This is a genomic window from Thermogemmatispora onikobensis (genome assembly GCF_001748285.1).
GTDB lineage: Bacteria > Chloroflexota > Ktedonobacteria > Ktedonobacterales > Ktedonobacteraceae > Thermogemmatispora > Thermogemmatispora onikobensis.
The window spans coordinates 1-26184 of record NZ_BDGT01000032.1 but is presented as its reverse complement, the minus strand read 5'-3'; the positions used below and the strand labels follow the sequence as shown (position 1 = coordinate 26184).

At 59.4% G+C, this 26184-nt stretch carries 21 protein-coding genes; 6 read left to right on the top strand and 15 right to left on the bottom strand.

Features of this window, described 5'->3' with window-relative positions:
- Positions 1 to 70 precede the first annotated feature (70 nt).
- Entirely contained in the window at positions 71 to 1033 is a 963-nt protein-coding gene (locus tag BGC09_RS14430) for a DedA family protein (RefSeq protein WP_069804688.1), read from the top strand.
- 623 nt (positions 1034 to 1656) lie between these two features.
- Here the strand turns inward: BGC09_RS14430 and BGC09_RS14425 are convergent.
- The 5 genes from BGC09_RS14425 to BGC09_RS14405 form a co-directional block, all read right to left on the bottom strand.
- Positions 1657 to 3240 (bottom strand): chitinase, encoded by a 1584-nt coding sequence (locus BGC09_RS14425; protein WP_069804687.1) that lies wholly within the window; start codon positions 3238 to 3240, stop codon positions 1657 to 1659.
- A gap of 367 nt (positions 3241 to 3607) precedes the next feature.
- Positions 3608 to 4456, bottom strand: a complete 849-nt coding sequence (locus BGC09_RS14420) for a RibD family protein (RefSeq protein WP_069804686.1) — start codon at positions 4454 to 4456, stop codon at positions 3608 to 3610.
- 192 nt (positions 4457 to 4648) lie between these two features.
- Positions 4649 to 6127, bottom strand: a complete 1479-nt coding sequence (locus BGC09_RS14415; RefSeq protein WP_069804685.1) for an APC family permease — start codon at positions 6125 to 6127, stop codon at positions 4649 to 4651.
- A gap of 319 nt (positions 6128 to 6446) precedes the next feature.
- A complete protein-coding gene (locus tag BGC09_RS14410) occupies positions 6447 to 7358 on the bottom strand; it encodes an alpha/beta hydrolase (RefSeq protein WP_069804684.1) in 912 nt (303 codons plus the stop codon).
- A 115-nt stretch (positions 7359 to 7473) separates the two neighbouring features.
- Complete coding sequence (locus BGC09_RS14405) at positions 7474 to 8964, bottom strand: APC family permease (protein ID WP_069804683.1); 1491 nt, start codon at positions 8962 to 8964, stop codon at positions 7474 to 7476.
- 631 nt (positions 8965 to 9595) lie between these two features.
- Here BGC09_RS14405 and BGC09_RS14400 point away from each other — a divergent pair.
- Together BGC09_RS14400 and BGC09_RS14395 are read left to right on the top strand one after the other, a co-directional pair.
- Positions 9596 to 10021: an EVE domain-containing protein gene (locus tag BGC09_RS14400; protein ID WP_069804682.1), complete on the top strand. Its 426-nt coding sequence runs from the start codon at positions 9596 to 9598 to the stop codon at positions 10019 to 10021.
- 5 nt (positions 10022 to 10026) lie between these two features.
- Complete coding sequence (locus tag BGC09_RS14395) at positions 10027 to 10869, top strand: aminotransferase class IV (RefSeq protein WP_069804681.1); 843 nt, start codon at positions 10027 to 10029, stop codon at positions 10867 to 10869.
- A 51-nt stretch (positions 10870 to 10920) separates the two neighbouring features.
- Here BGC09_RS14395 and BGC09_RS14390 read toward each other — a convergent pair whose 3' ends face one another.
- From BGC09_RS14390 to BGC09_RS14355, 8 genes are all read right to left on the bottom strand, one after another.
- Entirely contained in the window at positions 10921 to 11553 is a 633-nt protein-coding gene (locus tag BGC09_RS14390; RefSeq protein WP_176728931.1) for a helix-hairpin-helix domain-containing protein, read from the bottom strand.
- 535 nt (positions 11554 to 12088) lie between these two features.
- Positions 12089 to 12511, bottom strand: a complete 423-nt coding sequence (locus BGC09_RS14385) for a PleD family two-component system response regulator (protein WP_069804680.1) — start codon at positions 12509 to 12511, stop codon at positions 12089 to 12091.
- A 129-nt stretch (positions 12512 to 12640) separates the two neighbouring features.
- On the bottom strand, positions 12641 to 13177 hold the full coding sequence (locus BGC09_RS14380) for a hypothetical protein (RefSeq protein ID WP_069804679.1): 537 nt from the start codon (positions 13175 to 13177) through the stop codon (positions 12641 to 12643).
- 372 nt (positions 13178 to 13549) lie between these two features.
- Positions 13550 to 14980 carry an ABC transporter substrate-binding protein gene (locus BGC09_RS14375; protein WP_084658898.1) on the bottom strand — a complete coding sequence of 477 codons (1431 nt, stop codon included), beginning with the start codon at positions 14978 to 14980 and terminating at the stop codon, positions 13550 to 13552.
- A gap of 368 nt (positions 14981 to 15348) precedes the next feature.
- A complete protein-coding gene (locus BGC09_RS14370) occupies positions 15349 to 16683 on the bottom strand; it encodes a WD40 domain-containing protein (protein WP_069804678.1) in 1335 nt (444 codons plus the stop codon).
- Positions 16680 to 17303 carry an RNA polymerase sigma factor gene (locus BGC09_RS14365; RefSeq protein WP_069804677.1) on the bottom strand — a complete coding sequence of 208 codons (624 nt, stop codon included), beginning with the start codon at positions 17301 to 17303 and terminating at the stop codon, positions 16680 to 16682. Before BGC09_RS14365 ends, BGC09_RS14370 begins: the two co-directional genes overlap by 4 nt.
- 148 nt (positions 17304 to 17451) lie before the next feature.
- The gene (locus BGC09_RS14360; RefSeq protein ID WP_141727794.1) at positions 17452 to 19032 is read right to left on the bottom strand and encodes a helix-turn-helix domain-containing protein; all 1581 of its coding nucleotides are present in this window, start codon (positions 19030 to 19032) and stop codon (positions 17452 to 17454) included.
- A 99-nt stretch (positions 19033 to 19131) separates the two neighbouring features.
- Positions 19132 to 19356 (bottom strand): hypothetical protein, encoded by a 225-nt coding sequence (locus tag BGC09_RS14355; protein WP_069804675.1) that lies wholly within the window; start codon positions 19354 to 19356, stop codon positions 19132 to 19134.
- 157 nt (positions 19357 to 19513) lie between these two features.
- Between BGC09_RS14355 and BGC09_RS14350 the strand changes: the two genes are divergently transcribed.
- The 3 genes from BGC09_RS14350 (at position 19514) to BGC09_RS14340 (ending at position 23303) form a co-directional block, all read left to right on the top strand.
- Positions 19514 to 20908 (top strand): ABC transporter substrate-binding protein, encoded by a 1395-nt coding sequence (locus tag BGC09_RS14350; protein WP_084658895.1) that lies wholly within the window; start codon positions 19514 to 19516, stop codon positions 20906 to 20908.
- A 503-nt stretch (positions 20909 to 21411) separates the two neighbouring features.
- Complete coding sequence (locus BGC09_RS14345; RefSeq protein ID WP_084658893.1) at positions 21412 to 22332, top strand: carbohydrate ABC transporter permease; 921 nt, start codon at positions 21412 to 21414, stop codon at positions 22330 to 22332.
- Positions 22333 to 22397: 65 nt separating this feature from the next.
- Positions 22398 to 23303, top strand: a complete 906-nt coding sequence (locus BGC09_RS14340; RefSeq protein WP_141727797.1) for a carbohydrate ABC transporter permease — start codon at positions 22398 to 22400, stop codon at positions 23301 to 23303.
- Positions 23304 to 23507: 204 nt separating this feature from the next.
- On the opposite strand, the gene nagZ is transcribed toward BGC09_RS14340, so the two are convergent.
- Both nagZ and BGC09_RS14330 read right to left on the bottom strand, forming a co-directional pair.
- Positions 23508 to 25184, bottom strand: a complete 1677-nt coding sequence (gene nagZ, locus BGC09_RS14335) for a beta-N-acetylhexosaminidase (protein ID WP_084658887.1) — start codon at positions 25182 to 25184, stop codon at positions 23508 to 23510.
- Between the two features lie 18 nt (positions 25185 to 25202).
- On the bottom strand, positions 25203 to 26184 hold a 982-nt coding region (locus BGC09_RS14330; protein ID WP_069804674.1), incomplete at its 5' end, for a BadF/BadG/BcrA/BcrD ATPase family protein.

Here is a 26184-nt window from a genome sequence, read left to right as displayed (position 1 = left end):
GCGTCCGTCGGCAGAGTGTGCTAGGATTGGGCAAAAGTGCAGGAGCTTGCCTTACGAAGGAGGCCGTGTTTTGCTGAATCACTTGATCGAGGCTTTGACCAGCTTGATCACCAATCTCTATGTCTCGACGGGTCTGTTGGGGATCGTGGTGGCGATGGCAATCGAGAGCTGCTGCATTCCATTGCCCAGCGAGATTGTTATGCCTCTGGCCGGGGTGATGCTCGCTCAGGGCCGCTTGCTTCCTGGGCTGAACTCCTGGTTGGCTCTGCTGCTGGTGGCTCTCTCTGGCTCTCTTGGCTGCTTGCTTGGTTCGATGCTGGCCTATGCGATTGGAGCCTCTGGTGGGCGTCCGCTGATGCTCAAATATGGGCGCTACATTCTTATCTCGCAGCATGATGCTGATAAGGCAGATGAGTTCTTTAGACGGTGGGGAAGCGCAACAGCGTTCTTTTCTCGTCTGCTGCCCGTTGTGCGCACGTACATTTCGCTGCCTGCTGGCATTACAAAGATGCCGTTTGGGCGCTTTTGCCTTTATACTTTCCTGGGTTCGCTGCCCTGGTGCCTGCTCTTGGCTTACGCTGGCACAGTCCTGGGCAATCATCTAGATACGCTGGCCCCTCTCTTTCACAGTCTCGATGGCGTGATCGTGCTAGCTTTGCTGGTGCTGGTCGTGCTTTATGTCTGGCGACATATTCGCAACGATCGGCGGGCCCGCGCCGCTCATGCTGCTGCGGCTGCTCAGCGGCAGGAGGCTGGTCGGGGACCAGTAACTGCTGGCCCTGGTGAGCAGCGCCTGCCCTCAACTGCTTCCCAGGCGGCTTCGTGGGGACAGCCCGTGACGCAGCCCCCATTTGGGCCGCCCTGGTCGAATGCTCCGACTCCTCCGCCTGCGCCATCTCCCCAGTCTCCTCCTTTCTCTCAGCCCTGGCAAGGGTCACCTCTACAGGGGCCGCCCGTGGGGGGGCAGGATTATCGTCCACACTGGCCTGTAGAGGGGCAGAGGGGGCCAGCGGGTCCTTACCCTCGTCAATAAGAGCGCAGTAGAGCAGTCTCGCCGGCAGGGCTTTGGCCCTGACCGGCTTTCTCTGTCTATGGGCTAGTGTTGGTGTTGGTGAGGCTGGCACGGCTGAGAGGTAGCCCTGTAACAGGATGAAGGCTTCTCTCGGCCATAGGCAGAGGGCTAGAGGCGGTGGGGCTGAGGGCTGAGGGTAGTGCAGGTAGTTTCGCTTACGCTGCATCAGCTGGAGGCTGGGGGAGATCAACGCCTGGGAGTGCTGGTCGGAGGAACGGGGGTGGGGGAGATCCTCCCAGGCGTTGATCTTGACAGCAGGAACCATAGGGGTCTGTCTGCTCCCTATAATAGAGGGAAGAAATCAAAAAATCCTAAGCCAATTACAAAGATTCTGTAAAATTTGGGACGTGACAGGGGTTTCCCTCTCTCCTTGCCGGTTTTTGACCTGGGTGGGGGTGGTGCTTTCTAGTCGATACCAGCCTGTAGTGTGGGAGCTTTTGGGGAAGAAGGAGAAGTCCGTGAGAAGGTAGAGCGGGGGCCGCCAGGACAGCGACGGAGTGCGCCGCTCTCACTGTCTGTGAGTGGGGGCACTCCGTCCGAGTGGAGAGGGAAAGGACCAGTGTGTCTGCTCAGCTCAGGATGACCTAGGGCAAGCTGCTGAGGTGAGGCCCTACGGTATTAGCGAAGGCGTAGCCATTCGAGGCATCCCAGTTAATCGACCAGGTCATGGCTCCGCGCAAACCAGGGTAAGTCGTCGAGGGTTTGAAGCTTGCGCAGTTGGTGCCGCGGCTGAGACAGTCAAGGGCTGCATTGACCACGGATGGGGCGACATAACCACCACCAGCCGCCGAAGGAGAGGCAGGGAGTCCAAGACCGACCTGGTCGGGGCGTAGTCCTCCTTGCAACTGGATACAGGTCAGTGCGGTGATGAAGTCCTCGCTGCCCTGAGCATAGACCTTGCCATCGCAGCCGTTCATCGTCCCTGAGTTGTAATACTGGGTATTGACGAGGGTCAGAATGTCTTTGATGTTGAGGGCGAGCTGGAAGTAGGCGCCCCCCGTCGACTGCATATCGATGGTCTGAGGAGCCAGTGTAATGATGAGGTTCGGCCCGGCGAGCGCCGAGAGCTGACGTAGTGCACTGGCCAGATAGGTCGGGTTGATCCCGTTTTCAAGATCAATGTCGACGCCGTCGAAGCCGTAGGTGGTCATGAGCTGGTAGACGCTATTGGCGAAGTTGGTAGCGCTGGTTGCGTCGTTCACTGTGATGGTGCCATTCTGACCGCCAACAGAGATGATGACCTTTTTCCCTTGCGAGTGCAAAGTAGCAATGTCACTGATGAACTGGCTGGTGGTGTAGCCCCCTAGCGCCGAGGAAAGTCCGGAGTCGATGCTAAAGGTGACAGCGCCTGGGCGCGATGGGTCAGCGTTGGCAAAGGCGACAGCGATCAGGTTGTAGTAGGAGTTGATGGCGCTCAGTCTGAGCGGAGTGGCTCCGTTGGTGAAGTCTTGCCAGTAGCCGGTTAAGACATGGCGCGAAAGGCTGCCGCCGCAGCTGGTGCAGGGTGTTGGGGTCGGGGTCGGCGCAGCTGTACTGGTGGGTTTGGGCGTAGGTGTGCTGGTCGGGGCTGGCGTCGGGCTGGGGGTCGGGGTTGGACTGCTGGTCGCTGTGGGTGATGGCGTTGCAGTTGCGCTGCCCGCAGGCCCGCTCAGGTTGACGTCGTCGACGTAGACGCTTCCCTGCACATACCAGCCGTGCACATAAATGGTGACACTGGTGGTCGAGGCGCCAGTGGTGAAGGAAACGCTCAATAGAGTGTAGCTGCTACTACTGGTCCAGTTGCTGGCTCCGCCGTTGATGCCAAGATAGGCATAGGGGCCGTCAACGTAGGCACTGAGCGTATAGCTGCTGTTGGGTTGCACACTGATAGTCTGGGTACATTGTCCAGTCGTGGAGGCAGTAGGATTCATTTGTAAGGCATAGCTGCCACTGTGTACTGGCGCCTTCACAATGGTATCACCGGGATCGCAGTTCCAGCCGCTCAGATTGCCACTCTCGAATCCTGGGTTGGTGACAAGGTTGCTGCCTGCTGCAAAGGCTCCGCTTGTCCAGCGCAGAAAAAGAGCCGCTGCAAGACCACTGACAATGAGGAGTACTGAGAGCAGGATGAGCAGGGGGCGAGGCTGCAGAGGAGGTCGTAACCTCACCTTGGGCAGACTGCTGGACATAGTAATGGCTTTCCTCCTTGCCTTGGAATGCTCAAACAGCCGCAGCAGGGCAGGCTGGCTTCATGCCCGCAGCCTGCCACTCAGTAGAGGCAGGCCGTGCCCTGCCGGCAGATCCTTCATGATCAATGATAGTGAGGCGTAATCATATCGTCAAGATGTCTAGACCACTTTGGCTAGCTTCGACGGAACGATCAGGTCCCGCTGATTGTCAGCCAGCTTGTCTGGCTCCTGCTAAGCAGGAGGAAGGGGGGAGCGTGCTGAAGCGATGTCCAGATCAGACTGGCTGGCGGCGCAAGCAATTGAAGCAGCCAGGCCTCGCCCGGGCCTGTATGAGTGAGTGCGTGGCTGGCCTGAGCGCCGTTGTCGATCAGGTGAAACGATAGCGCAGGAAGAGATAGCTGCCAGCCCGTTTCAGGCTAAGCAATTCTCCCCAGCGAGGATCAGCGGGCAGGAAGAGCTGCTGAGAGACGAAGCCGGGGCGTAGTTCACTGGCGGCGCGTCCAGCTAGCTGTGGGGCCAGTGTCAGGAACAGCTCGTCGACCAGTCGCTCGGCCATGAAGCGGCCCATCAGCTGAGGGCCACCTTCGATGAGAAGACGCTGGCACGGCTGCCAGCGGTGCAATGTCTCCACGATAGACCGAGCCTGGAGAGGTCCCTGTTCTCCGACCACGAGCAAGTGCAAGCTGGGGGGCAAGACCTGCTCTTGCAGGTGGGCCTGTCCTTGCGCTGTGGTAATCAGCACAGAACGAATGGCGGGTTCGTGGAAGAGCGGCAGGCTGAGGTCGACATAGCCGCTGCTACTGACGATCACATTCAGCGGTTGGGGGGCCTGGCCCAGCTGCTGGCGTAGTTGACGATAGGCGGCGGCCAACGGCGGGTAGATGTAGTCTGGTGTCCAGCGATGCTCGGACGCATCGCGCAGGGTGCCGGCTCCTACGATGACCGCATCGACGCAGGCGCGTAGCAGCCCCATGACCATATGATCATGTTCGTTGCCGCCGCTGATATCCAGACTTTTCCCGTTGGCATGGGCAACGGCTACGCCGTCGAGCGTCTCGACGAAGTTACTGACGATGTAGGGGCGCTCCACTGGTGCGGGTGGGAAGGCCAGCCTTCCATAGAGGGAGGCTAACTCTGGAGGGAGGGGCAGCGGCAGCGCCTGACCTGTAGCTTCTCTCTGCTCAAAGGCGGTCTCCAATGGTGATAAGGTCTGCATGGTAGGTGAATCGTCCTCTTTCTGCTTCCCGCAATCTATCCTGGCTTTCTTATTTATATCATCTCTGGTCGAGCCTGCTCCTGATAAGAGCTGGCCTCTCGTGCCAATGAAGCTGGCAGAAGAGGCCACACGAACGTTCCAGCTCCTCTTTCTATCACGCTACTGGAGCAAGCAGAGAAACTCCACTTGATCTCACTCTGTTCTGGTTAGGTCTTGCCAACGGGCGCCGCTGTTGGCAATCATACCGCCGATCGCGGCAGCTCCCAGACAGATCAGGGCCAGGCCGCCGACGATATACCACCAGGAGCTAGCGCTGATCTGGGGAATCCAGGGATAGATCACCGTGGTAATCATGGCCGTCAGACAAGAGAGGAGTCCTGGCAGGCAGCACAGCCAGAGCACAGGTTTCATCAAGGGCTTGGGGAATAACAGACGACTATTGAGCAGCTGCGGATAACGAAATATGCAGATCATGGCGTCGATGAACAGGAACATGACGGAGAGGGCCCAGACAAGGGTGGCTGCGGCGATCAGCACGTTGTAGGCTTCGGTTGCAAAGTCACTCGCGGCTGTTGGAGCGAAGAGATAGGGGATGACCAGAAAAACAACGGCGGCAAAGGTCAGGCTGATGCAGGTCTGAAAGATGATGGCGTTCCCCGGTACGCGATTCCGATTGAGCAGGCCGATCTGTCGTGGCAAGTGTTTGTCGATCGCTCCCACCATGAGCAGGCGGGCGAAGGTGGAATTGAAGAAGACAGGAACGATGAGAAAGTAGCTCAGGATGCAAACAAGGATTAGGTTCCCCGCCCACTTGCCGAAGACGATATCCAGGAGGAGCACCGGGGCGAAGCCATTGTAGGCAGCTTGTTGGCCCTGAACGATAAGCATCGCCAGGGCTGTGATCAGGTAGCTGGCGAAGACGATAGGGGTGCCCCAGAGAAGATGCCGCGTGATCACCTTGCGCTTGGGGTACATCTCCCCTGCCAGAATCAGGGGGACCTCGGTGCTCAGGTAGGCAAAGGTGGCGTAGCCAAAGGTAATAAAATTCCCTGGGCCGATGGCCCAGTCGGAAGCGTGGACAATGCTCGTGGCCAGAGGATGCCCTTCCAGCAGCCAGATCAGTACAGCGCATCCCATCAGAGGAACTGCTAGAAAGTAAAGTATTGTCAATATATTAATGATATTCTGAACAAGGCGAAGGCGCTGTTGAGCGAGCACACAGGAGAAAATGAGCAACCCGATGATCACGAGTCCCTGCTGCCAGGGTTCACTCAGCCAGCCACTGTGCAAGTTTTGCAGGTAGGTAACGAGCAGCTCGGGCCCGCCAATGATAAGGAGGGCTCCGGAGAGCCAGGCGCAGAAGCCTGAGAAGAAGCTCCAGTATTGCCCCAAGGCTTTGTAGCTCCAGTTATAGAGAGCGCCCTCATGAGGAAAGAGCAATGCTAGCTGGGCAGTAACAATGGCGCATGGCAAGAAGAAAACCAGGCCACCGAGCAGCAGATAGCTAATCCCACCAGCTCCGCTGCCGACAAGCAGAGTTGAGATAGTGATGTTGAAGAGCAAAAGCATGTAGTTAGCTGTCATATCGAACGTATTGAGCTGCACGGGCATCGTCTGCGGGACGTAGGATTCCGAGGTCAACTTGTTCTTTTCGTGAGGTTCCTTTGCCATATAATCTCCCTCCAATTTCGCTAAACAATGACTCTATAGTCAGAGAACAACTGATATGCTCAAGATAGATAGTTCTTACTGTCCAGAATAGTCTTTTCTGTCGAGGGCAGAAGACAGCCCTCCACATGAGAGGAGGGCTGGAGGCGCCCTGCTCTCCTTCGATCTGGTAAAGTACCAATTGACCCGCCGCAGCAGGCCACTTGCCTGAGAAGTGGCCTGCTGCTCTGGTCTCCGTTCTTGCTATGTGCTATGCCTCTGGCAGGTTGTCAGAGACGGTCGGGTAAGAGTCTCTCGTCTGGTGGGAGGCCGGGTCGTTGCTCTATTGAGCGTTCCTGCTGCAGCGATTAATCAGTTCGCAGATAGCCTGCCTGGCTTCCTCAGCCCTTTGCTCAACATAGGGCATATGACCAACGCCCGGCTGATGGAGGTGCACCTTATGGGAGCTGGAGACGGAGGCGAGGAAGCGCTGGGTGTCTTCCAGGGAAGCAAAGGGATCTTGATCGCCGGTCACTACCAGGATAGGGCTGCTAATGCGACTGAGGTTTTGGGCATGAGGAAGCCGGCCCGCTTCGAGATAGGGGCCAACCGGGTAAGCATAAGCTGTTCCAAAGTGGGCCTGGTGCCACTGCAGCACGGCAGGTGCTGCTGATGGGGCAAACATCTCCCACTCTTCTTCTGTGGTGAAAGCGTAGCCGCAGGGGGCTTGTTCCAGCTCTGCCAGCATCTCGTCGATTGGCGTAGCCAGTGCTGCGTAGATGAGGCCGAGTAAGGCCAGGCCAGCGACGCGCTCGGGATAGCGCTCCGCCACTACTGGGGCCACCATTGTTCCATAGCTCTCGCCGATCAGGATAGCTTGTTCCTGACCAGTGATGTGGCGCACAAAGTCAAGCACTGCCGCCGTATCGGCTACTGAACTCTCGACTGTGACGCTTTTACCATCGACGACTCGGCTGGAACGGCCATGACCGCGAAAGTCAAAGGCGAAAGTGCGCGAGCCATGCTGTGCCAGCGCGTTGACCAGCGAGGCGTGAGCCACGGGAACGTCGTAACCACTGCCGTCCATGCCGGCTCCATGTAGCAGTACTACTGGTAACTTTGTGTCGTGTCCCGGGATCCATTTTTCGCGAATATACAGGTCAACGGTTGGCTCGATCCGCAGCAGAGTTTCGCGGAGAGTATAGGTATCCTCCTCCCGGAGTTCTTTCCCGATTCGAGATTTCTCAAGCTGCATGACTCTGTCTCCCTTGAGCGAGTTGCATAAATGAAGGGAATACGTTGTTTTGAATTATTCACGGCAAGAACTGAGCGAGCTACCTTTTGCTGAATCCCGGCTATGGCACCTGGCCTTAGACCTGAGACTCTGGACTATCGATGGCTGCGGCATCAAACTTTCCTTCTGGGACGGTGCTCTCTGCTGAGCGACCGGGCTGGGTGGCATCTGCTGCTGTCAGGTGCTCCGGTCCGAAGGCCCCGATACGCTCCGGCAAGGCAGGATCGGAGCGTACGCGCCACCATGAGTAGAGCAGGGCGACGATCAGCAGCGCCAGTGTGATCCAGGGGAAGAAGTTGTAAGGTGGCTGCTGGCCGGGTTGCAGCAAGGCCCAGAGAGGCACGACAATGCTCGCTATCCCAAGCAACGGAAGCAGATAGCGTCGTAGAGGTGAGAGGGCCAGGCCAGGGTTGAAAATCAGGGCGACGTTGACGGCGCCATAGATGAAAATCAGTGGAATGGTTCCCAGGGTTGAAAGGTAGCCGAAGGCTGTGAGCCAGTCGCTGCTGGCTAAGCCGACCACCAGGGCTAGTACCAGGGCCAGAGCGAAAGGCAGCGTCAGGGCCAGGGTGGGCGTGCCGAAACGCTCGGAGACCTGTGCCAGCGCGTAAGGGAAAAGTCGTTCGCGAGCTGAGTTGAAAATCACACGCGATAGGTTATTCGTACCGGCGAGCATGGTTCCGGCGATGCTGGTGAAGCCGGCTAGTGCTGCGAGGATCGCCAGAGGGCCGAGATAGCGCTGAGCTAGATCTATGAAAGGAATGGTGCTCTGAGCCAGGTGGCTGGCGCTGTTGCCGAAACCGGTCACCGTCGCATAGCTCACGAAGAGGTAGAGAACTGCCATGAGGGCCAGACTGAGCATGACTGCTCGCGGAATATTCCTCTGGGGATGCTCGCTCTCTTCAGCCAAGGCCACCGAATTTTCAAAGCCGATGAACAGGAAAATAGCTAGCGGAAAAGCCTGGCCCAGGCCGCTGAGGCCATTCTCTAAGGCCGAGGGAAGAAGAGGGGTCAGAGAAGGGGGAGCTGGTGGACGGAGCAAAGAGAGCAGCGAGACCACCAGCAAGACGGCTACCTCGATCAACATCGAGGCTGTGGCCACTGCTGTCGATCGGTTGACGCCGCTCAAGGTCAAGAGCCAGCATAAGAACGCCAGCACAATCGTCAGCGGCACCCAGGGGACGCTTAGATTGTAGAAGGTTTGCAGCGAGAAGCTGACCCAGCCGCCGATTGCCAGCATGACAGAGGCCAGAAGCAGGATATAGGCAGCGCTAAAAAGGACTGCGGTGGTCGTGCCCAGAACGCCCCCAAAGGTGATCCCAAGAAAGGTCACCAGGGAGCCGTTTGAGGGATGGCGCTGAGCAAAGGCGGCGACGCTCAGACCCACAATGAACATGGCGATCGCTGCCAGCAAAATAGTGAAAGGCGCTCCAAGCCCCACACCTTGGGTGATGACTGCCATACCTAAATAAAACGAGAAAGCCGGGGCAATCTGAGCCATAGTGGAACCGGCGATAGCAAATGCTGTCAGTGGTTTGCGAGGCCGTAACTGCGGAACGGTGGTCACAGGGCGCTCCTCCTTTCATCTCTGCCTGTTGCGAGCTGTGGTGATCAAGGCTGGCGCAGCTGACTACTCTGACTCCCATTGCTATGATGGGAGCCTGATGCGAGCCAACTCTTGCCATCACCCCTTACAAGAGTGCTAGCGAGACCGGGGGCAAGACAGAAGACTGGCTCTGCCTTCTCCTTTACCTGGCTTGCTCCTGCTCAAAGATGGCAGGGCTGCCTTCACAGCATTTGCTATTTATCCTCTTGAATAAGACTTGCCCTTATAAACTCCTTTCATGATTCAGTACGAGACCTGCAACTTGGTCCCAGAGAGCGTCTTGTATAAGACCTGACGCTGAAAGTCCAACTAAGCCTCAGCATTATAACATGGTCATATTCGGATGATCAAGCATGCCTTGCAATTCTGTGCCTCATTCTACCAGGATAGTTCGGGCCTCAACTGTCTGAAAAGGCTATAAGCGAACAGCGATGTGACTGAACGGTGTTTACAGACGGAGTCGGGCATGTTATGCTCTCTCTGGCTGGCCTGGGAGTGCTGCAGAGAGCTGGGTGCTGCCTCTCTGAAGGAGGGGCTGCCGAAGCGGAGCGGCCAGCCTGCAGTTGAGAAAAGGAGAGCAGAGCAAAAGCCTATGGCCTATTTTCTGGTGAAGACCGAGCCTGCGGACTATGGGCTAGACGATCTCGAACGCGAGCGGTGCACTGTTTGGGATGGAGTGCGCAATCCCCAGGCAGTGCGCTTCATCGCGCAGATGCGTCCTGGGGATCGGCTACTGCTCTATCATAGCGGGGCCCAGGCGGCGCTGGTTGGTCTGGCGCGTGTTGTTTCCTGGCCGCGTCCTGATCCCACTGATCCCCGCAGTCAAGTAGTCGAGGTCGAGTTTGAGCGTCGACTGGCGCGCCCGGTCACCCTGCGCGAGATCAAAGCCAGCAAGCTCTTTGCCGATTGGAGTCTGGTGCGGCAGCCGCGTCTCTCGGTCATGGCCGTACCAGAGCGCTTTCTGCACTGGTTGCGCGGGCAAGGGTTGCTTGACCCAGAGGAAGAGGAACGAGGGTAGCGACTATGGAGCAGCAAGCTATCTGGTACGTTGGTGGACGGTGGGTCCATCCGCATGAGGCCTGCATTCCTCTCACCGATGTGGCCGTTCTGCGAGGCTACAGCGTCTTCGAATCCCTGCGTACCTACGATCGTCGTCCGTTTCGTCTCGAAGATCATCTCGACCGTCTCTATCGCTCTGCGGAGCTCATTGATCTGGCTATTCCCTATACGCGCGCGGAGATGCGGGCGGTGCTGGAGGAGACCATTCGGCGCAATCCTTTTCGCCATGCCTCTCTGCGTATTCTGGTGACAGGAGGTGTGAGCGAGGATGGTATTCTTCCATCCGGGGAGCCGCTGCTGGCGGTCTTAATTACGCCCTTACCTGAGCGCGATCTGGAGGCGTTCAAGCGCGGGTTGCGCCTGATTACCTGTCGCCTGCAGCGGGAGGCCCCGGAGGCCAAAACGACCAGCTACATTGCTGCGGTGCGGGCTTTCAAAGAGGCGGTGCGGCGAGGAGCAGCCGATGCGCTCTTTGTCAACGAGCGAGGGGAGGTCCTGGAGGGGACGCGCAGCAATTTCTTTGTCTTCCGGGGCGAGACGCTGGTGACACCGCGGGAGGGCATTCTTCCGGGAGTAACGCGCGCGGTGGTTCTGGAGCTAGCCCGAGGGCGCTTTCCGATAGAGGAGCGACCTCTTGCTCTCTCCGAGCTGCCTACTGTTGATGAAGCCTTTCTGACTGCCTCGTCGAAGGAGATCATGCCAGTAGTGCAGATCGACGACCTGGTGATTGGCTCAGGCCGGCCAGGGCCACGTACCTGGGAGCTGGAGCAGCGCTTTATTACTCTGGTTGAGCAAGGTCGTTTCTAGCAGGGCGGGCTGGCTGGATTTGGCGACGAGCTACGCTACGCAAGAGGTTGCTCAGGCTGCGCCTCCCAGGCTAGCCGGTGGCTCCGGCTCCTGCCCCTGAAGGGCGCGCGTGGCTGCTTGCTTCAGGCGCTCCTCACTGCGAGGACCGAAGCCCGGCAGCCGACGCAGGCGTTGCTCGTTAGCGGCCTGCCACAGCTTTTCGGCGGAATCGATGCCCAATTCCTCGTAGAGCCGCAGGGCTGTACGTGGTCCGATATGCTCGATCGCCAGGAGACGACGCGCTCCTGCTGGCAGACCCTGGGGAAGGAGGTCGTGAGAGAAGGTCAGGGTCCCCCGCTGCAGCAACTCAGCGATATGGGCCCGCATGCGGCGACCCAGCCCCTCAATGGGCAGGGGCTCACCCCGCGCGATGATCTCCACAACCGGCTCTTGGAGAGCGAGGATCGCCCGCGCCACGTTACGGTAGGCCTGAATGCGGTAAGGGTTGCCGTGCTGCAACTCAAGCAGCTCGGCTACACTGGCCAGGACCTCGGCAAGCTGACGATTGCTGCGGACAGGCCGGCGCTCCTCCAGAGGCTCTGGCTCCAGCCCGGGGAGCATCGGCTGCTGGACCGCCCGTCGCTCGTAGCCTGTTCGGCTCGGCAGCACTTGAATGGTCTGGGTAAGTTTCAGAATATGATGCATAGGTATGCCCCTGTCGATTCTGTTCTCCTCGACTCGTCTGGTCATCGTTAATGAAAGGGCCTGCGTTTCCTTCCTCTCTCTCTTTCTTTCTCTCTGGCTACCTTCCGATCGGCAATGGAGCAGACAGCCAGGGGTGAATGTACTGCTCCCCTCTCTGCTCGTACTTCCTTCTCTTAGCTGCGCTAGAGAAGCTAGAAAATTTGTTCAATACAGTATAGCACGGGAGAAAGAAAGTTGCAAGGGGAAGGCGGGAGAGCAAAAAAAGAAGGCCGAATCACTCCTGATTCGGCCTCCATTTACTGATCCTCTGGAAAACGGCCCTTACGGGCCAACTCTGTCCACCTGAAACACCATCCCTAGTAAGCGAACAGGCAACTTCAGCATAGGTATCGCCTCCTTTCTGGGCTTCACCTATCGGAAGGCTGTCGCCTGAGATAGGCTTCAGGATATCCCTCTGCGGGACACGATTATTATAGCATGCTATCGGGGGACGCTGTCAAGCTCAGCCGCGCTCTAGAGAGGGCTGAGGGGTGGATTAGCGTTCGTCGTCCTCAGTCGTGAGATCGACTCTCTCCGGCGAGGTCAGCAGATCTTGCACCAGGCTTGTCAGCGAGCTGTTCAGCCTTGCATTCGAGACTGCGCGCTGGGCGCCGGCATCCAGTGCCTTAGTGCGGGCTTCCACGTCGACATGGGGGCCAAAGGCCAGCACTGGCAGCCCATGCTGGCGGGCCTGGCGGATCGCTTCATCCCAGGCCACACCTGGTGTGGAGATATTGACAATCGCCAGGGCCAGCTGCTTGCGTGGCTGGCCAGAGGGGGAAGCGTCGTCGGCCAGCGCTCGCAAGAACGCGGCCAGATCGCGCACGACGATTGTCTCCAGCCCCAGATGACGCAGCGTATCGCGTATCTTCACCGCGAAGAAGAGGTCCCGCTCCAGAGCAAGCACTGATTGTGACACAGGCTAGCACTCCTGCTGATTGGGTTGGGTTGACCGACGGCGCCAGGAGTCCAGGACCAGGGCCTGTTCATCCTGCCCCGGCCCTGAAGCGCCGCGCCGGCCTTTCTGGGCGTCTTGCTCCGCCTCCTCTTAGTCGTCGGTTGGCTCCTGAACGGGACGGCGGAACAGCTCGGCCAGCTCCTGATTGATCAGATCGATATTCGTATACTGCTCGCGGCTGAGCACATGGTGAGTGCCAGTGCAGTAGGGCTTGCTGCACTTGCGCATATGGCTTGTCTCAAAGAGCAGGTTCCCATTTTCCACGCTCACCCAGATATGCTTGCGCGAGTAGCCGTCGCCCCACTTCAGCAGCAAGCCGCCCTCGTACTCGTCGAAACGGCCTTGACCGTAGAGGTAGTCGCGATTAAACATCTGCAGAATCTCGCGTACCCGACTGGCAGCCACCACCTCGGCCACCTCTGGTCGCATGCGGGTAGTCGCCTCCTGGGCGAGATCTTCCTTGGGGATCTCCAGCGCTCGTGAAGAATGCTGTTCCTCACGAATCATGCGCTGAATCATCGCCGCCTCATAATCGGAGAGGCCGCGGGACTGGCCCAGAATGAGCGGCTTCCCATTGGAAGCACGGAGACTGCGCTGGTTGTTAGGATTGTTCTGTTCAGGCACCATTGTGCTCCTTCGCTACAATCGCTTCCGGGAGAAAGCGGCGTTCCTGTGTAGGCTAGCTGACCTGGCCCTGCTTGGCTCCAGGCGCGCAGGGGGTTGGTGGCTCACGCCGCCGCATTGATCAGCCCCTTACCTCTTGTCTGACTTTTCGGCCAATGCTCTTGTTGTGGTTGTTTGTTGGCTCACTCTCTGTCATAGCTTACAACGCTCTGGTCTCTTTTCACAAGGGGGACCTGGTAGAAAACGGCCTCGGCTTAACGACACAGAAGGCACCGCTGGCAAGCCAATCTCGCCGGACTCAACAAAAGTGCCAGCCTGGGTAATGAGCAGGGGAGCCGCGTCTCATCCCATGCCTTCTGTTTAGGGCCTGACAGATTAGGGAGGATAGCTGCGTTGGGCGACCGCTTCAATGGACTGCAGAATGGTGTCAAGCTGGTCTGGCTCCTGGATAAAGGCCAGCATACCTTTCCAGAAGGCGTGCTGGACCACTGGCGGCATCAGGTCACCGGCCCCAAAGCAGAAAGAGGGGGCCTGACTGAGCATCTGAGCCGAAGCCCGCGCAACAGGGTTGGGGTAGGCGCTCATAGGGATCGACTGATTGACCGAAGTGAAGCCGCCGCGCCGAACCCAGATCTCTTGCGCTTGAGAACTGGCGAGGTATTGCACCAGGGCCCGTACCTCTGCTGTGTCCTGCAGAGCAACCACAGCATCGGCTCCCCCAGTGACGGCCCCAGCGTAGCGTGGGTTGATCTCAGGGAATGGAAAGAAATTGATCTCTTTTCCGGGGACAATACTGGGAAAGCGGCTAGTGACGAAGCCAAGCACGAAGTCGCCCGAATAGTAAAAGTAAGCACGCGGTGGCTGTTCGAAAGGCGCGTAGCTGGCGTCCTGGAAGTTCGTCAACAAGACCGAGGTTGGAGCATGTGGGATATAGTGCTTGCCGGTGAGAATAGAGCCGAAGCGGCGAAAGGTCTGCTTGATGGTCGGATCGGTCCAGGCAATCCTGTGATTGACCCAGTGCTGGTACATCTCCGGTCCCCACTCTTTCAGATACAGCTCGGCGATCCAATCGGCGGCGGGCCAGCCGCTGGAAGCCGCACTCTCAACGCCGATGGCCCAGGGATAGCGTCCCCGGGCAGCGATGGCGTTGGAGACCGCGATCAGCTCATCCCAGGTGTGAGGGATGTGGAGGCCAAGGGCCTGGAGTTGCTGAGGATTGTACCAGATGATCCCCTTATTGGCTGCCTTGTAGAAGAGCGCATAGAGTGCTCCCTTGTAGCTCCCGAGATTGATCCAGGTACGGCTATAGTCGCGCCTGACCATCTCCATATCCAGGAAGCTGTCCAGAGGGAGAAGCTTCCCCTGTGCGGCCAATTGCTGCATTCCGCCCGGATTGGGTAAAATAGCCACTCCTGGGGGGGTATTCGCCCGTAACAGCGTGGTCAGGAGCGTATCCTGATCACGTGTAGAGACAACCTGGACCTTGATCTGGGTCTGCTTTTCGAAGGGAGCAACCACTGCCCGAAAAGAGTCCTGTTCCTCGCTGCTCCAGACGGTCAAAACATCGACCGAGGCAGACTGACTGTCGCAAGCGGCTAGCAAGGCAAGTGCGGAGTGTGCCGCCAGGCCCAAGGTCACAGCACGCTGCAAGAAGGCGCGGCGACGGAGGCGCTCCTGCTTGCGCTGCTTCCGCTGATCCTGAGCCTGCCAGTCCGGCTGTGCATCGCGCCGTTGGTGCTGATGGTATGGCGCGGGCATGCGTACGGGCATGCGTACGGGCATGCGTACGGGCATGCGTGCGGGCATGCGTTCCTCCCAGGCTCACAGGGCACTGAGCTTCCAGCGATCGGGGGCGTAAGTTAACCACCTCACAGTATAGTTCTTTCAGGCTGCCTGTGCAATATGGTGGCGGTCCGAAGGTCGCAGTGCTCACTGATAATGTTAGAAGAACCTGGGCTGCTTCTGATTCTTTGGCCGTCATAAGGATAATTGCGGCAGATGGGGAAGGGGAGAAGATAGCTCCCCTGGTCCCGGCTGACTATACCAGGGACTTCCGGTCGTGTCGAGACCAGGGGGAGGAAGGAGCTTGAGGTGGAACTGGGATCGATCGGTAGAGGGTTACCGCTCGCTCGTGGAGGAGGGCCGCTGGCGCTCACCAGCGGCTCCCAAGGTAGTCAGGGAGCGCGCCAGACCTGTACCGTGTGGTCCCAGCCCGCGGAGGCCAGATAGTGGTCGTTAGGAGACCAGGCGACGGCGTTGACTTCTTCGCTATGCTTTCGGTAGATCAAGGCCACCTCGCCGTTGAACGGGTTCCAGACCTGGACAGTAGCATCGGCTCCCGCGGAGGCAATAAAGCGTTCGTCGTGCGACCAGGCGACGGCGTCGACTCTACCGCGATGGCCGGTGTAAACCCGCAAGGTCGTGCCATTGTGAGCATCCCAGACGCGCACCGTGCCGTCCATGCTGGCTGAGGCGAGATAGCGACCGTCGGGCGACCAGCTCAAAGCGGTAATGGAGCCGCTATGGGCCGTATAGGAGAGGAGCGGTGTCTCTGGGTTGCTGGTGTGCACATTCCAGATACGGACAATGTCGCCGTCGTCTCCTGCGGCAAGATAGTTGCCATCAGGTGACCAGGCCAGCGTTTTCACGGAGAAGATACCGTTATAGACAACGGCATCTGCTCCGGTGGTGGCATCCCAGACCCAGACGCTATTGTCTCCTCCACCAGAAGCCAGCCGCCGGCTATCTGGCGACCAGGCCAGCGCATAGACGATATCTGTATGGCGTGTGAAGCTATAGATCCGTTGGCCCGTTTCGGTGTTCCAGACCTCAACGGTGTGATTCTGAAAGGCCGCGGCCAGGTAGTGCCCATTAGGGGACCAGGCCACAGTGTAGGCAATACCAGCACCGGCACGCGGCTCGTAGCGATAGCGCTGCGTGTTGGTCAGGGGGTTCCAGACTTCGATGCTGCCTTTGAGATCGCTGGAGGCCAACGAGCTGCCATCGGGTGACCAGGTCAGGGAGGTGATCGTGCTGGTATGTCCGTAATAGGTCACCAGCAATGTACCAGGGCTGGTGGCTCCGCCGCTCTCCGTAAGCTGGTATAGCAATGGCAGGCCCAGTACCAGCATCAGGCAAGCCGCGATCAAGGCAGCTACGGCGGCCCAGACGCGCTGTCGTGACCGACGAACCGGGCCGGGACGATGGTAGGGGGAGGGGCTGCTCCCCGAGCGGGTCTGGCCTCCGAGCGCTTGCGACGAGTGTTCCTCTTCTTCATTGGCGAACTTGCTCATGAGAGCGGCCAGCCGGGGCACAGGCTTGAGCACCGGGTCGGGCAGGGCTTGTAGGCGCGCATCAATCAGCTCGTAGTCGGCCCGGGCTGCTGCGCAGACTGGACAACGCTGCAAATGAGCCTGCAGCGCTTCTCGGTCGGCAGGTGGGAGGTCCTCCAGACGCAGAGCGAGCTTCTCAGCCCAGGATGGGCAGGGGGGACGCGGCGGCTGCTTCATTTCCGCTTGCCTCCTCTCTGCCTGAAGGGAAGCCCTTCGTTCTCCAGGCGCTGGTAGATCTGGCGCATCTCCTCTTTGCCTCGGCTGAGATATTTACTCACGCACGATTCTTTCATGCCCAGCAGTTCGGCTACCTTGCGCTGTGGTAGCCCTTCAATGACGTACAGAATGAGACAGGCGCGATAAGTTGGCGAGACATGAGCAAGCGCGATCTGGGTCAGCTCGCGCTCTTCGATATGTCGTTCCATTCCCAGCGTGCTCAGCTCGCGGCTGTCCTCAGGGCAGTCTTCCCAGGGCACGTATTGCATGCGCCTGGCCTGCTCCTGATAGTTACGAGCGAGGTTGGTAGCGATCTGGTATAGCCAGCTGGCGAAACTTTGCGGCTTGCGCAGGCCCGCCAATCCTCGCCAGGCGCGGAAAAACGTATCCTGGGTCAGATCGCAGCTCACCCCATCGTTGCCAACCATATGTTTCAGGTAGCGAGCGATCTGATGTGCGTAGCGCTCGAATAGTATATTGAAGGCAGCCTCGTCGCCACGTTGCGCTCGTTGCACGAGAGCGAGCTCATCAAGCGAGCCATTTGTCTCCGATGAAGACGTGTCCTCTATCCTGTAGGCCATAGGAGGTTCCTTAGCGAGCTGCCGAAGACAACTGCAGAGAGACCCCGGCGTCTTCTCTGGGCCTGCCGCCTTGTGATTGCGCGCTCTCTCTCAGACCAGCGAGCCAGAGAGAGCGCCAGGTGGCAGCCTGGACCTCTCAAGAGGCAGCTCAGGGAGAGAGCGCCAGGGGATTAGCATGAGCCGGCTGCTGGTGGTCCTGGTAATGGAGTGCAGGCAGCGACGGCTGAGATCTCTCCCCTCCATGATACACCATCGGCGCCAGATCCGTGCAGCGTGCGGGACGTTCAGGCGTGCTGAAATTCCCGATGCGCGGGCGCTCTGTCCCGCTGATAGAGACGCTACCAGGTCTGGCCCCAGGTTGAGGAAGGTCCTGGAGGTGAGAGGAGCTGCGAGCGTACTCGGCGATCACCGGGTGCAACGTATAGCAGCCAGGGCCGGCACTTTCTAGCAGGCCAGCATCCAACAGCTCGTCAAGCGTTTGAGCCGAGACCTGATTGCCTAGAGCTGTTTCATGAAAAGCCTGCGGCTTCGGAGGTAAGGTGGCCAGGCGGGTCAAAGCCTGGCGGGCCTCACGGCTCAAACGGCGATAGCTGATGGCAAGCACAGTTGCCAGTGATGGTGGCGCGGCCTGAGCATGATAGTGGTGGGGTTCCACAGTGGCGTCACAGCCCTCCAGCGAGAGGCGCAGCTGTGGATTCTGGAGGCGTTCCAGCGCCGCGCGTAAGCGGCGAATCTGGCCGCAGTGGGTCTGGGCCTGCAGATAGCGCCCGATCAGCGTCAGAGCCAACGGCAGGCCGCCGACGGCCTGCACCAGAGCGCGACTGGCCTCCGGTTCCAAACGGGTGGCCAGGGGGGCAAAACGCTCCAAAAGCGCCAGCGCCTGCTCCTCTTCCAGCTCAGGAACGTGGAAGGCCCGCTCATTGGCAAAATGCAAAGCCACTACCGGCAAGCGTGTCGTCAGCAGGTAGGCGCAGCGCGGTCCTCCAACCATCAGCAGCAGAGCCTCAGCGTATGACCAGGCGTCGTCAATGACTAGCAGCATGCGCCGACGCTGAATGGCGGCACGCAGGGCCTGCACCCAGCTTTCCAGGCTTTCCAGACGGAGCTGAATGTGAGGAGGGATCTCCAGTAGCGCTGCCCAGTGACGCAGGAGGGCAGGAAGATCAGGTTGGCTGCCGAGCCGACCCCAGAGGATTCCTCCATTGAAGTGGGCCTGTACCTCTGGATCATAGGCCAGGGCCAGGGCCAGGGTTGTCTTGCCAACCCCAGGCAGGCCGTAGAGAGCCACTGTGTTGCTGCTCCGTTCTTGCATCAGTTGCGATTTGAGCTGAGATAAGATCCGATCACGCCCAATTGGCGAGAGGCTCTCCGGGGTCGCCAGCGGCATGGCTGGATCAAAGATATTCTTGTCACTGCCCGGCTGCTCAGGCGACTCGTGGCTGCTTTCCTCATGCGCTCGAGTCGGTCCGCCGGTGGACGACTCGCTGGCCGAAGAGCCGGCGTGAGCGGGCTCCTGATAGAGGCCCAGCTCCTGGGCCGACAGACCGAAGAAGCTGCAGAGCTTCTGGCGGAAGTAGGCGCTGGGGATAGCATCCCCGCGTTCCCAGCGACCAATGGTTTTCGGATCAGCCACGCCAATCTGGGCTGCCACATACTCGCGCGACCAGCCCCGACGGAGTCGCTCGCTGCGGAGTCGGTCATTGGCAGGCATTTTCCTGGCCTTGCTCACGGCTGTATCCTTTCTGCGCTTGTTGTCCCTCTGCCTATACTGTAAGACAGGAGAGCCAGGAAAAATCTGACAGGAAAATGCTCAAGATTGACTCCACCTTCAGAAAATGAGAGGAAGGTCGCTGCTCTGGTCCCGCGTAATCAGCCTGCTTGATTTGATTGGCCAGAGGCTGGCCAGGCCCCTCTTCTCGACAATCTGTTCGCTCGCTGTAGCTGATTGCTGCGTCGCAGCAGCCAGCCAGCTCATGGCCTGCAGCAAGTAAGTAAAGTAGAAAAGAAGGAAGGAGGGAGCACTGGCTAGATCAAGCCGTCTATGAGCCGCCATGCTGTCCCTATGAGGACGTTGCCAGTACGGGGGCGCCTGGCTACACTCTCTCTGTCTGCACAGACAGCTTACTGCTCCATTCCCTGTTTGTCTGTGACAGTTGCAAATTGTGGGCAACTGTAATGCGCCGAGCATCATCAGCCCAAAGGAGGAGCTTATGTTTATTTATGATCGGCAACAGCGCGAGGCGCTAGATCGGCTCGTAGAGGATCTGAGCGAGCACCGGATCGGAAGACGAGTCTTTCTACAGCGCGCGATGGCGCTCGGGTTGACAGCGAGCGCTGCCGCCTCAGTGCTGGCGGCCTGTGGCACGCCCAGCACCACCGGGGGCACCGGCACGCCAGCGACGGTCAGCTCGATCGATGTGCTCAATGTCTGGAGCGGCGAGGAGCAGCAATCGTTTGACGCAGTGGTGACCCCCTTCGAGAGTCAATCGAAGATCACCGTCAAGATCGAGGCGACACGCGATCTGGATGCCGTGCTCACCTCACGCTTGCGTGGCGGTAATCCCCCAGATATTGCTGTGCTGCCCAACCCGGGCAAGATGCAGCAGCTGGCCAGCCAGGGCAAGCTGATTCCCCTTGATTCCTTCCTGGATATGAACAAGGTCAAGAGCGATTACGCTTCGACCTGGGTCGATCTGGGTTCCTACAACGGTCACCTCTACGCGCTCTTCTACAAGGCGGCCAACAAAGGGACAATCTGGTACAATCCTACCCAACTGCAGGCCATTGGCGGTACGACCCCCAAGACCTGGGATGACCTGATCAAGCTCTCTGATATGATTGCTGGCAAGGGAAAGTATCCCTGGTCGATGGGTGTCGAGAGCGGCTCGGCCAGCGGCTGGCCAGCTGCCGACTGGGTTGATGAAATCTTCTTGCTGCAGTCAGGGCCTGATCTCTACGATCAGTGGGTCAATCACAAGATCCCCTGGACCCACAGCAGCGTCAAGCAGGCGTTCCAGACCTTCGCTCAGATCATCACTGGCAAGCACTACATCAATGGAGCGCCGCAGTCGATTCTGGCGACCAATTTCCAGGACGCCAGCTACGCCCCCTTCAAGAATCCGCCCGAGGCTTACCTCTACTACCTTGGCGATTTCACGGCTGGCTTCATTACGGCGCAGTTCAAGAGCGCTCAGCCTGGCAAGGACTTCAATTTCTTCCCCTTCCCGACGATTACTGCTCAATATCAGGGGGCGGTGACGGGGGGCGCTGATGTGATTGTGGCTCTGAAGGATAACAATGGTGTGCGCGAGCTGGTGAAGTATCTGGAGACAGCCCAGGCGCAAGAGATCTGGGTCAAGCGCGGTGGCTTTACCTCACCCAGCAAGGCGGTCTCCTTGTCGGCCTATCCCAACGACGTGGCCCGCTCCTCGGCCCAGATGCTGACCAGTGCAACGATCTTCCGCTTTGGGGCCGATGACCTGATGCCACCGGCGATGGAGACAGCTTACTGGAAGGCCATGCTGGATTTCATTAAGGACCCGACTAAGCTCGATAGTATTCTGAGCTCGCTGGAGTCAACGGCTCAGCAGGCATACGCTTCCTGATAGGAAGTGGCGCGCCTCTCGTTCGTCTGAGATCTCTTGCTGGTTTGTCTGGCAGTAGGCCCGCTGGCTTTCCTCTTCCTGACCAGAGCCTGATGGCTGAGCCACGTATCGACGCCACGTAGGCGCTGGAAGATCAGGACTGCTGAGGTTGAGGGACAGGCTGGCGGGCTGAGGTCCCAGAGGCGGGGAGAGAAGGCCAGCCCCGCCTCGCCTTCGAGCTGAGCGCACCCTGCGTGACCAGCTCGATTCTCTGGATGACCCGCGGTAGAGGGTATGGGCGTCCCTCCTGATAGGTCTTTGTGGAACTCCTTTGGTGTGCCGGCCCGACTCTGACCCCCCACAAGGGCAAACAGGTCCGGCTGGATAGATGGAGCTTCTGCGCTCCCTTGTACGTGGTACTGGTGTCAGGTGTGTCGGCACAGGTCGAGAGGCACAGGCTGTAGACACAGCCTGCAGCTACGTACTGTGTCATGAACACGATTGTTCCCAGGGGATGTGTGCTTATGATCAAAGCCATCGAAGAGCAGCGGAGCCTTCCGACGAAGACAACGGCGCGCAGAAAGCGCTTCAGCCTAACCCCCTGGCTCTGGATCGGGCTGGCGGTCCTCTTTGTGATCATCTTTCTGCTCTACCCGATGTTCTTCACGATCTGGCTCAGCTTCCTGAATGCCACTTCCACTCAGTTTGTTGGACTGCGCAACTATATCCTGATATTCACGAATCCTGCACTGCTGGAGGTGTTACGCAATAACCTGCTCTGGCTCGTGCTGGCAACAGTGGCGACGGTGGCGCTGGGCCTGCTGATCGCCGTGCTGGTTGATCGCGTGCGCTTTGAAAGCGCGGCGAAAGCGGCGATCTTTGTGCCGATGGCCCTCTCCTTCGTTGCTGCGGGCGTCATCTGGCGCTTTGTCTATGAATATGCGCCGCCCGGCCAGACGCAGATCGGACTGTTGAATGCTCTGCTGACCGCCCTCGGTGGTCAGCCGCAGGCCTGGATCACCGATAGCCGCTTTAATAACTTCGCCTTGATCGCGGTCTACGTCTGGATGTGGACAGGCTTCTGCATGGTGATCCTCTCGGCGGCCATTAAAGGGATTCCGAGCGAGATTCTGGAGGCTGCCCGCTGTGACGGAGCAGGCGAGGTGACCATCTTCTTCCGCATTATTGTGCCGATGATCAGCCCGACAATTGCCGTAGTGACGACAACGATGATCATCAACATCCTGAAGATCTTCGATATCGTCTATGTCATGACAGGGGGCAACTACGGCACAAATGTCGTTGCTGTTGAGTACTACCAGCAGCTCTTCAACTTTAACAACTTTGGGGTGGCCAGTGCTCTGGCTGTCTTGCTCTTGCTGGCGATCATTCCCATCATGTACTTCAATATTCGTCGTTTCCGCGTGCAGGAGGCGCAACGATGAGTACCATGAATCCAGAGGCTCAATCAAGCCTGGTCGCTCCGCAGAAAGCGGCGCCAGCTTTCCCAATGGCGGGGGCTGCTGCCAGAGTGGGGCGCCAGCCCCTGCGCCAGCGGCTCCTGAGCCTGGTCAACCATAGCCTGGTCTCGGTCATTGTCATTCTGGTGGCGCTCGTTTGGTCGGTACCTACTCTGGGCCTCTTCATTAGCTCCTTGCGTCTCCCGGCTCTGATCCACTCTACTGGCTGGTGGACGGCTCTTGTTCCTCCCTGGAGCTTTACCATCCAGAACTATGAGTACGTTCTCCATGCTCAGGGTCTGGGCCAGGCTTTTCTCAATAGCCTGATTATCGCTATTCCGGGGACGGTTATTCCAACCCTGGTGGCGGCTTTTGCTGCCTATGCCTTTGCCTGGATGGAGTTCCCCGGGCGCGATTGGATCTTTCTGACCATTGTGGCGCTGATGGTCATTCCGGTCCAGATGACTTTGATTCCCGTGCTGGGACTCTATACGATGTTGGCTCAGGCGACGGGCTTGCAGCTGACCGGTAACTACGTCGGCATTTGGCTGATGCATACCGCCCTCGGCCTCCCTTTCGCTGTTTACCTGCTGCGCAATTTCTTTGCTGGGCTGCCCAGCGATCTCTTTGAGTCTGCCCGCATCGATGGCGCTTCCAACATCAACATCTTCTTCCGTATCCTGCTACCGCTCTCTGTGCCCTCCCTGGCTTCGCTGGTGATCTTCCAATTCATGTGGGTCTGGAACGATCTGCTGGTGGCCCTGGTCTTTATGGGCGGGAACCCCGATCGGGCTCCCATGACGGTGACGATTGCCAATCTGGTCAATTCCTATGGCTCAAACTGGGAGGTGCTGACCGCGGCGGCCTTTATCTCGATGGCCTTGCCCTTGGTGATCTTCTTTACCTTGCAGCGCTACTTTGTGCGCGGTATCCTGGCTGGCTCGGTCAAAGGCTGATCTTGTCTATCTGCCTTTCTGCCTCTCTGGCTGGCTCTTGCCTGTTTATCCGGCGCGGTGGATGCACGAATGCAGGTCGAAACGCGGGCTGATCCTACCGTCACCAGGCCAGGCCAGCCCAGCCCAGCCCAGCCCAGCAAAAGGGCGATCCCGCCCGGTCTCTCGGCAGTGTGAGGGAGGGAGCGGGATCGCCTTCGTCGCTGACTAGCAGCTGAGTCCCTCGCCGCGGGCATGCAGGGATGGCAGGCTCACTGGCAGGCGGCCCTGGGGGTGAGCGTCTCCGAAGAGGACGGCGACGGCGGCTTCGATAGCAGGTCGGGTGTACTCATAGGTGAGCAAGTAGGTGGTGAGCTGGGGACAGGCCAGAAGGTCGTAGGGATTATAGACAGCAAGCGCGACGACAGGGCAGGGGGCTTCCGCCACCAGCCAGTTGATATAGTCGCTCTGGGCGTGGTCCAGGTAGGCATTGACCGTCACCAGGAGCACCAGCTGGGCCTGGGCTACTGCCTGGCGCAGCGATTGGCGTGTGGACTCGGAAAGAGGAAGCGAGAGAAGCTGCGCCACTGTCTTGGGGTGATGGCTCCGTACTGCAGCGACGAGTGCTTCGACTGGATAGCGTTGATCTTCGACGCGGCTGGCTCCTTCCTTCTGGGGAAGGACGATCAGGAGCTGCTGCTCGGGTGTCAGCCGTAAAGGCAGGAGCCCGGCGTCGTTGCGTAGCAAAGTGATGGCCTGAGCGTAGCTCTGTCGCTGTAGAGCCAGGTGCTCGGCTTGTTTGAGCAAGCGCAGCCCTTCGGGCCGGGGCAGTCGCTCCCAGGAGAGATAGCGTGCTTTGAGACGTCGCAGGCGTGTCAGAGCCTGGTGCAGGCGGGCCGGGGAGAGGCGCCCCTCGTCGAGCGCGGAGCGCATAGCTGCCAGTCCAGCCAGCTGGCGGTCGTAACGATGCGAGATCAAGATCAGGTCGAGACCGGCCTCTATGGCTCGCACCGTGGCCTGCTCGATGCCCAAGGTGGCGGCGGTGGCCTCCATCTCCAGGCAATCGCTCATGGCCACACCATCGAAGCCCAGGCGCTGCCGGAGCAGGCCAGAGATGATCGGCGAGGCTACCGTGGCAGGCAGTTGTGGGTCAGCGGTCAGGGCTGGAAAAGCGATATGGGCTGTCATGATGCAGTCAGCCCCTTCTTCCTGTAGCACGCGGGAGAAAGGAACCAGCTCCAGCCGTTCCAGACGGGCCAGATCGTGGGGAATCAGCGGCAAGGCGAGATGAGAATCGGTAGCCGTGTCGCCGTGTCCCGGAAAGTGCTTCAGGCAGCTAATGATGCCAGCCTGGCGGTAGCCCCGTACTGCTGCCAGGGCCAGGCGGGCGACCTGTTCGGGATCTTCGCCAAAGGAGCGGACGCCGATGACGGGATTGGCCGGATTGTTGTTGATATCCAGGACTGGTGCCAGGTTCATGTTGATGCCCAGTGCTTGCAGCTCGCGCCCAGTGGCGCGGGCGACAGCGGTCACCAGCTCTGGTGAATCGCTGGCCCCCAGGGCCATGTTGCCTGGAAAGAGGGTGACGTGCTCACCTAGCCGCTGGACCATGCCGTTCTCTTGATCGATGGCGATCAGCAGTGGCGAGCGGTGGCCAGCTGCACGGGCTTTGGCCTGCAAGGCGCTGGTCAGGTGATAGACCTGTTCTGCGCTCTCGATGTTGCGCGAAAAGAGAATGACCCCGCCCAGCTGGTGATTCTCGATGAGGTCGAGAATGGCGGGCGAGGGTTCGCTCCCATCGAAGCCGGCCATCAGGAGCTGACCAAGCTGGCCACGGAGATCTGCAGCGCTCGGCGCGGCTCCCCCGACTGAGCCATCAGGCGATGGATGATGATGAGAGGGCATCTCTGTCTCTCCCTTCTTTCAGCGCTCCGATAGGGCCTGGACCGAAGAGCTGCTGGCCTTCTGTGGAGGGCGCACCGACTCCAGGTGGATCGCTGCTTTGGCGGCGCTCAGCGCCGGCTCTTCGACGATGACCACCTGGCCGAGGCGCCGTCGCGCACGCAGCCGCCGCAGAATCTGAGCGCGGAAAGGCGCCTCTCGTACCAGCAGGCTGCCTGCCAGAGCCAGTGGCACCACGTTATCAGGAAACTCCAGCTGGTTGCTGACTACCAGAGCGGCCAGCGCCAGCTCGGTGGCCGCGTTGCCGACGATACGGCGCGCTACCAGGTCGCCCTCGCGAGCCGCCGCGAAGACGCATGTTGCCAGACGAGCGACAGCGGCAGTCTCCAGGCCGTGGTAGACGGCGCCAATCAGGTCCTCTGCGCGCTCTAACCCCCAATTAGCCAGAATGCGAGGGAGAAGACTGGTGTGGGGGCCACGTCCATCGGCGGCGCGGGTGGCGGCCTGAAGGGCCTGGCGCCCGATGTCATAACCGCTTCCCTCGTCACCCAGCAAATAGCCCCAGCCGCCGGCGCGACGCAGGCAGCCGCAGGCATCTCGTCCCAGGGCAATGGAGCCGGTGCCGGCGATAAGCACGACGCCAACGGCCTGCTCCAGCGCTGCCAGAGGAAGCTCGGCGTCATTGGTCACATGGACCTGGTCGGCCAGGGTTGCCAGGGGAGGGTAAAGAACGGCGTGATCGGCTGGACGGTCCAGACCAGCCAGACCAATCCAGGCAGCCCGAGGCCGACACTGGGCGCCGGCGGCTTGCAAAGCGCGCTCGGCAGCCAGCCATACTTGACGGACAGCCTCTTCCTGCCCCACGGAAGCATAGTTTGCGCTTCCTGCTAGAGCGCGTCCCCGCTCACGTCCGTGGCGGTCGACAACAATGGCTAGTGTCTTGCTTCCCCCGCCATCGATCCCAAGATAGAACTCCTCATCACGCATGGCTGCGTGCTGCTGT

What these genes read in the sequence shown, in the direction of transcription:
- BGC09_RS14425 (WP_069804687.1), bottom strand. Translation starts at nt 3,240, where the DNA reads ATGTCCAGCAGTCTGCCCAAGGTGAGGTTACGACCTCCTCTGCAGCCT.
- BGC09_RS14420 (WP_069804686.1), bottom strand. Translation starts at nt 4,456, where the DNA reads ATGCAGACCTTATCACCATTGGAGACCGCCTTTGAGCAGAGAGAAGCT.
- BGC09_RS14415 (WP_069804685.1), bottom strand. Translation starts at nt 6,127, where the DNA reads ATGGCAAAGGAACCTCACGAAAAGAACAAGTTGACCTCGGAATCCTAC.
- BGC09_RS14410 (WP_069804684.1), bottom strand. Translation starts at nt 7,358, where the DNA reads ATGCAGCTTGAGAAATCTCGAATCGGGAAAGAACTCCGGGAGGAGGAT.
- BGC09_RS14400 (WP_069804682.1), top strand. Translation starts at nt 9,596, where the DNA reads ATGGCCTATTTTCTGGTGAAGACCGAGCCTGCGGACTATGGGCTAGAC.
- BGC09_RS14395 (WP_069804681.1), top strand. Translation starts at nt 10,027, where the DNA reads ATGGAGCAGCAAGCTATCTGGTACGTTGGTGGACGGTGGGTCCATCCG.
- BGC09_RS14390 (WP_176728931.1), bottom strand. Translation starts at nt 11,553, where the DNA reads ATGCATCATATTCTGAAACTTACCCAGACCATTCAAGTGCTGCCGAGC.
- BGC09_RS14380 (WP_069804679.1), bottom strand. Translation starts at nt 13,177, where the DNA reads ATGGTGCCTGAACAGAACAATCCTAACAACCAGCGCAGTCTCCGTGCT.
- BGC09_RS14375 (WP_084658898.1), bottom strand. Translation starts at nt 14,980, where the DNA reads ATGCCCGCACGCATGCCCGTACGCATGCCCGTACGCATGCCCGTACGC.
- BGC09_RS14370 (WP_069804678.1), bottom strand. Translation starts at nt 16,683, where the DNA reads ATGAAGCAGCCGCCGCGTCCCCCCTGCCCATCCTGGGCTGAGAAGCTC.
- BGC09_RS14365 (WP_069804677.1), bottom strand. Translation starts at nt 17,303, where the DNA reads ATGGCCTACAGGATAGAGGACACGTCTTCATCGGAGACAAATGGCTCG.
- BGC09_RS14355 (WP_069804675.1), bottom strand. Translation starts at nt 19,356, where the DNA reads ATGGCGGCTCATAGACGGCTTGATCTAGCCAGTGCTCCCTCCTTCCTT.
- BGC09_RS14350 (WP_084658895.1), top strand. Translation starts at nt 19,514, where the DNA reads ATGTTTATTTATGATCGGCAACAGCGCGAGGCGCTAGATCGGCTCGTA.
- BGC09_RS14345 (WP_084658893.1), top strand. Translation starts at nt 21,412, where the DNA reads ATGATCAAAGCCATCGAAGAGCAGCGGAGCCTTCCGACGAAGACAACG.
- BGC09_RS14340 (WP_141727797.1), top strand. Translation starts at nt 22,398, where the DNA reads ATGGCGGGGGCTGCTGCCAGAGTGGGGCGCCAGCCCCTGCGCCAGCGG.
- nagZ (WP_084658887.1), bottom strand. Translation starts at nt 25,184, where the DNA reads ATGCCCTCTCATCATCATCCATCGCCTGATGGCTCAGTCGGGGGAGCC.